6 protein-coding genes are annotated in these 6518 nt (G+C 50.0%); 4 read left to right on the forward strand and 2 right to left on the reverse strand.

The annotated features are described in order from the left end of the window. The first annotated feature begins 8 nt into the window (after nt 1-8). The 4 genes from VGM48_RS11295 to VGM48_RS11310 all read left to right on the forward strand — a co-directional run bounded on the left by VGM48_RS11295 (nt 9) and on the right by VGM48_RS11310 (nt 4001). The gene (locus VGM48_RS11295; RefSeq protein ID WP_331579083.1) at nt 9-854 is read left to right on the forward strand and encodes an alpha/beta hydrolase; all 846 of its coding nucleotides are present in this window, start codon (nt 9-11) and stop codon (nt 852-854) included. A gap of 141 nt (nt 855-995) precedes the next feature. Further along, nucleotides 996-1691, forward strand: a complete 696-nt coding sequence (locus VGM48_RS11300) for a DUF1080 domain-containing protein (RefSeq protein WP_331579085.1) — start codon at nt 996-998, stop codon at nt 1689-1691. 12 nt (nt 1692-1703) lie between these two features. Continuing rightward, nucleotides 1704-3227, forward strand: a complete 1524-nt coding sequence (locus VGM48_RS11305) for a Gfo/Idh/MocA family oxidoreductase (RefSeq protein ID WP_331579087.1) — start codon at nt 1704-1706, stop codon at nt 3225-3227. A gap of 42 nt (nt 3228-3269) precedes the next feature. Continuing rightward, a complete protein-coding gene (locus tag VGM48_RS11310; protein ID WP_331579089.1) occupies nt 3270-4001 on the forward strand; it encodes a glucosamine-6-phosphate deaminase in 732 nt (243 codons plus the stop codon). Nucleotides 4002-4189: 188 nt separating this feature from the next. On the opposite strand, the gene VGM48_RS11315 is transcribed toward VGM48_RS11310, so the two are convergent. Both VGM48_RS11315 and VGM48_RS11320 read right to left on the reverse strand, forming a co-directional pair. Continuing rightward, nucleotides 4190-4969: a hypothetical protein gene (locus tag VGM48_RS11315; protein ID WP_331579091.1), complete on the reverse strand. Its 780-nt coding sequence runs from the start codon at nt 4967-4969 to the stop codon at nt 4190-4192. Between the two features lie 816 nt (nt 4970-5785). Next, nucleotides 5786-6518: reverse transcriptase domain-containing protein (locus tag VGM48_RS11320; RefSeq protein ID WP_331579093.1), on the reverse strand; the 733-nt coding region annotated here is incomplete at its 5' end.

Below are 6518 nucleotides of genomic sequence, written 5' to 3' on the forward strand. Positions count from 1 at the left end.
AACGTTTTATGAAAAGAGTATTAACAATTGCCATACTTTTTTTTGCGGTATGTCAGTCAAATGGGCAACAAAGCAAACCTTCCACCAGTGGCTATGCCCCTGTTAATGGCATTAAAGTATATTACGAAGTATATGGCAAGGGCCGGCCTGTTGTTTTATTGCATGGTGCTTTTTATACCATCGGGCTCAACTGGGGACAATTAATACCTGAATTGTCAAAAACAAGAAGAGTAATTGCCATTGAAATGCAGGGCCATGGGCATACCCCGTTCTCAGACCGGAAATTAGACCTTGCTACCCTGGCAAGTGATGTGGACGGGGTAATGAATCACTTAAAAGTCGACAGTGCGGATGTTGTCGGCTATAGCATGGGTGGTTCCGTAGCTTACCAGTTTGCGATAAAATTCCCCAAACGGTTAAGAAAATTAGTGATCATTTCTTCTACCTATAAAAGCAGTGGTTGGCTACCCACGGTAACCAACGGGTTCAAAAATCTGAAGCCTGAATTTTTCACTAATACTCCTATTAAAACGGCATACGATGCAGCAGCGCCTGACAAAACCAAATGGACAAAATACCTGGAACAGATGATTGCTTTCGCCGGGGTACCCTTCGACATGGGGGACGCCAATATTGCGAAGATCGCTTCGCCGGTACTGCTCATCTCGGGCGACAATGACGGCCTGGATAAAATTGAGTTGATGAAAACGTATCAACTGCTGGGAGGTGGTGTAAGTGCTGATCTGGGACCAATGCCCCGATCGCATTTGGCGATTGTTCCTTCCCAAAGCCATGTCAGCTTGATGATGCAGACGAAAACGATCTTTGGTTACCTGGATGGTTTTTTGAAGTAGAATAAAAAATATCCGTTCGGTTCCGAAAACAAATTGGGGATTGCCTTTTGGCGATCCCTTTTGCTATTATAAGGCGCCGATGCAAATTCTTCGGGGAATTATCTCTTTTATTAATAAATTCACAGAAGTGAATTGAATCATATGATGAAAAAAACAATAATTTTCCTGCTCCGCGCGAACGCTATTCTCCTGCTTTGGGCCATTAGCTTTAGCGGACAACCCCGGACTGTCAAAAGCCAGGGTGATGGATGGATCTCCTTGTTCGATGGTAAGGATCTCAAGGGCTGGAAACAGGTAGGCCCCGGCACCCACTATGTGGAGAACGGCCTTATCGCAAGTCACGGCGGCATGGGCCTGCTCTATTGGCAAGGGCGGAAATTCGGCAACTGCACCATCCGGGTGGTGTACAGAATGCAGAAATTCAATAGCAACTCGGGGGTCTTTATCCGGATACCGATCGAACCTAAAGAGGAGTGGATGCCGGTGTATTACGGCTATGAGGTACAGATCGACAATCATCCTGAAACATCCGGCGAAGATGAATATCACATCACGGGGACCCTTTATTCGCTCACAAAGCCCCTTGCCAAACCGGGAAAACCCGGTCCGGAATGGAATACGATGGAAATCACCATGGAAGGGCCACGCACCATCGTCGTTGTGAACGGCCAAAAAGTCACGGATTACAAGGAAGGGGAACCCGTTCCGAAACGCAAGTTCAGTTATGAGCCGTACCCCGGGCGCAGGCCTAACGAAGGGTATTTTGGGCTGCAGAATCACGGCGACAGTGATATTGTATATTTCAAGGAGGTATCTTATAAGCCGATAACCAAATAATTTCCCCCTATCATGAAAGAGAAAAAAGACACTCCGGCGAAAAAGGGCATGAGCCGGGGCGAGTTTATCAAAAAAGCGGCAATCGCCGGCGCTGGATTTACCATCGTCCCGAGATTCGTGCTTGGTGGAAGAGGGTACGTGGCGCCTAGCGACAAATTATATATTGCGGCGGTCGGTTGTGGGGGAGAAGCGGAAAACGATATCCACCACTATGCGACGGCGCCAAAGAAAAATGCGGTTATGGCATTCCTCTGCGATGTGGATGACCGTCAGGCAAAGCCCAGGATGAAGGAATTTCCGAAGGCGAAATTTTATCACGACTGGCGGGAGATGTTTGAGAAGGAGAACAAAAACTTTGATGCGGTAACGGTGGCGATCCCGGATCATAACCACGCCCTGGTGGGGTTAAGCGCCATGCAGATGAATAAACATCTCTATCTGCAAAAGCCTTTGACGCACGATATCTACGAAGCCCGTTTACTGACCGAGGCTGCCAAAAAATATAAGGTGGTAACCCAAATGGGGGACCAGGGCTCCTCCTGCGATGGGATGCGCACCATGCGGGAATGGTTTGAAGCAGGCCTTATCGGAGACATCGAAAAAGTATATTGCTGGACGGATCGCCCCGTCTGGCCCCAGGGTATTTCCTGGCCCAGCGCCAAGCCGCCCGTGCCGGCCGACCTCAAATGGGACTTATGGCTGGGTACTGCGCAATACGTCGATTATATCGACAATCTGGTGCCCTTCAACTGGCGGGGTTGGTGGCAGTTTGGCACCGGTGCGCTTGGGGATATGGGATGCCATATCATCGGGCCGCCGTTCAAATTGCTGGAACTAGGCTATCCTACCGAGATCTCCGGCAGCGCCAGCACGGTATACAGCGGTATCTTCAAAGAGGGGGTGTTTCCGGAAAGCGGCCCTGTTTCCAGTTCGCTCAAATTTAAGTTTACCATGAAAAATGGCAAGGATGTGGACCTTTTCTGGCTGGACGGCGGGATCACGCCCGAGCGGCTTACCGAAGTGGATCCCAACTTGAATTCCAATGAAGTACTGGGCGACTGGCCCGGGGAGAACGACTTTGAGGGCGCCACCCTGTTTATCGGAACAAAAGGAAAGGTTTCCTGCGGATGGGGTGGAAGTCACCCGAGATTGCTGCCCCTTTCCCTCAACAAAGACGTACACATCCCTGAGAAATATTCCCGGATAGAAGGGGGAATGGACGGCCATTGGTGGCAATGGGTGGATGCCTGCATCGCCGGCTATGGAAAAATGGAGGTGGATTCCCCCTTTGTTGGCTATGCGGGGCCCCTTACAGAAACCGTGCTGTTGGGAAATCTCCTGTTGCGCAGTTTTAATATAAAAGAAAAGATCAAACGCAATGACCCGGTGTATGGGAATATGGAAGGATATAAGTTCAGCGGCCGGTACCTGGCGTTGAAATGGGATGGGGAAAACATGAAAGTCACCAACTACGAGCCCGCCAATCAATTTATCAAAAGGGAATATCGTAAGGGGTGGGGGCCGCTTGCCCTCTGACGACAAATTTGGCCGCGCCGGTCAGACACTCAAAATCAGCATATGGAAGTCATTGTTTGTAGCAGTTATGCGGACCTGTCCCTGCGGGCCAGCGAAGATCTGATCCGGTGCATGGCATCGCGCAAAGACCCGTTGCTATGCGCAGCGTCCGGTGATTCTCCTTCGGGCCTCTACAAAGATCTCGTCGCCAAAGTGGGGCAAAAGCAACTGGACATTTCGGGCTGGGCCTTTCTCGGCCTGGATGAGTGGGTGGGCATGAATGGCAGCGATGAGGGCAGCTGCAGGTATCATTTGAACCGGGAACTCTTTTCCCCTCTTCACGTGCCGGACGACAGGCTTTTCTTTTTTGATGGCAGGGCAGCGAACCTCGAATCGGAATGCCGGGAGGCCGAATCTTTCATCCTTCGTCACGGCGACCTCGACGCGACGATCCTCGGTCTGGGCCTGAATGGCCATGTCGGCATGAACGAGCCCGGTACATCCGTTTCATCACGTACTCATGTTACTGCTCTGGACCCTATTACTGCTCAGACAGGTCAAAAATATTTCAAAGAGGCCCAATCCCTGACTGAGGGGATTACGCTGGGGCTTGGCACCCTCCTGGATTCGAGAAATATCTTTCTGCTGGTAAGCGGCGCAAAAAAGGCGTCGATCGTGAAGTCGGTTTTGGAAGGCGAGATCTCGGAGAAAGTTCCCGCGAGCATGTTGCGCGGGCATCCCGGGCTGCGGATCTATCTGGATAGCGAAGCCGCCGGCTTATTAAAAAAGCAATAATGTTTGGAGCCAGGAGTTGGGAGGGATTCGAACCAAACCTCCAATCTAATTTGTCTTCAATGTATTATACGCCCTTTACCCTGAGAAAAGCCTCTATTTTCTCTTCCAATTGTTCCCGGCTTAATGTTTTCACATGCTCTCCGGGTCCTTTTGTTTGTTGAAGGTTCTCCAGCCACCTCCATTCGCATTTAATCGACGCTTCCGAATTCGTATTTTTTATCGATAAGCTCCAGCAATTCAGTAGCCGTTCTCATGGCCCGGTTAAGCGCCGTAGTATAGCCAAAATTATTCGCCTTGAAATTCACAAAGCTGTTGGCGAGTAGGTTCAATTTTTGAGGGTCTTTGATCAAGATCGGCATATCGTACAAAGCGCTGGATTCTACGCTGACCATGCCGGCAACATTCCGCATATTGCTATCCAGTTTCGCCAGGAAATCACCATAATCACAAACCTCGTCCTCGATCGCATAAACCTGTTTGGAAGCCTCTTTGCAGTCCTGGTAATGCCCCATGTAATCTCCATAGATAAAACTCTCGTACTCCAGGATCTTTCTTACGATATCCTTGTCATGCAGCAACCGCAGATTGCCCGAGCTTTTTAATTGACCGATGGTCGGTAACGTTGGCTTATAGCCGGGTCCCAGTTCGTTCACGGGTGTATTCCACCGGGCAAGTAAAGTATAGTGGTACCGCGGGGCTTCTTTTACATTTATAAAGCAGGAATCGAATACCGGGTTTAATTGAGTTATCTTATTCAGCTGTGCATGGTACTGCGAGGTGTCGTACTTCAGCTCATTGAACATAGAAGCCAGGTATTCCTTCTCCTTTGACTTATCGCTGATTTGTTCACGCAGACTTTCGGCAAAAAAACCGGTGATGACGGCAAGCACGATCATGAGATATTCTAAAATGTATTCGACCCAGGGCTTGGGTTTATGCTCGAGCTGTGGGTGGTGATGAACTTCCATATATCGGTGGGATTTAGGGGGAAAAGGTCAAGATAATGAATTATTTATTCTTCTCCCGCAAAAACACCGGCTCCGCATTATTCCTTGCCAGGACCAGCCTCCGTGCCCGTTACACCCCTCGCCCACCGGGCAGCCCGAACTTCTGCTGCTTAGTGAATGTATGGCGGGTGAAAGGATATGTGAGATCCTTGACGTAATTCAGCCGATCGGTCGAGAATACTTTCGAATTGATCCTTTCAAGCTCGGCTTCAGTCAATGCCTCGCGCTCGATTTCCTGCTTGGTTCTTTTAAACTCGGCAAACGGGTTCCGTCGTCGGCTTTGTATTTCCATTGGATAAATCCCTGGACATGATCCCGCGAAGTGATATAGCGGACCAGCGTGGCAGGACAGTAGTCTTTGCCTGTCCGGATCAGTGCCCCTTTTCGGGCGATTCGGTGCACCAAAGTTCCGGTGAAGGAAGGAGCACCGAATTAGGGAGGAAGCCAGATGAAATTTCGCCGGCGCTGCCGCGGCTTTCATTTTCATCCCCTCCCGCTTTGGCGAAAATATTCGTCCCGCGTCCGGGAATAAAAATGCCTCACCAAAGGTGGGGCGAAATTTCATCTGCGGAGAGGGAGGGATTGGCTTCGCCGATCCCTAAAGGTGGAGCGTCAAGCGATTCAATGGTACGGCGCTATCGCACCTTCATTTTTTATCCCGGTCCGCTTTGTCGAGCAAGTTCGCCACGCTCCCCAGAATAGAGTGGGAAGGTAGCCATTATTTGGCTACCTGTCCCCTCACACCACCGTACGTACGGGTCCGTATACGGCGGTTTGTTAGAATAGTTTTCCCTGGTATCCCGTTTTCCAGTGGTAGTAGTTATAGAATCCCACGTATCCCATTCTTTGGAGCCTTTCGTTAGTGACCGTTCTTTGCATAGCCGGACTGTGAGCCATACGGCAATATCCCCAACTGCTGTTTCCCCAGATATACGCTTTGCCTACGGATGCCCCTAGCTTTCTCAGGTTCTTCTCCCGCGTTTTAGGCGTTTTCCATTGCTTCCATATCCCTATCCTGATCCTGATGCGCGTCAGTTCGTCCAGTGTTTGCATAGCACTTTTGGCTCGGGCTATCCGAAAATAATTGACCCATCCTTCTATTATCGCTTCCAACTTCTTGATCTTTTCCTGAGCATTGGATGGATCGTTTCGTTTCGTCTTCGCCTTTATTTTCTCTTTAATCCGTTTCAGCGATTTGGGGGCTATTCTTACCTCCCATTTGCCTTTACTCCGGAAGAAGGAAAATCCCAATAGCGTGCTTTGTTGCGGCGTACTGACTTTTGTCTTTTCCCGGTTTACTCGTAGCTTCAGTTTCTTTTCTATGTATTCCGTCGTACTTGCCAGTACCCGCTGCGCGGCTTTCTCACTCTTTACGTAGACGCTCAGATCATCGGCGTAGCGCACAAAATGATGGCCGCGGGCTTCCAGTTCCTTGTCCAGCTCGTCCAATACGATGTTTGACATCAACGGGCTCAGAGGACTTCCCTGCGGAGTGCCTTCTGACCGGGGG

The organism is Puia sp. (assembly GCF_036500295.1).
In the GTDB taxonomy this organism is placed as follows: Bacteria; Bacteroidota; Bacteroidia; order Chitinophagales; family Chitinophagaceae; genus Puia.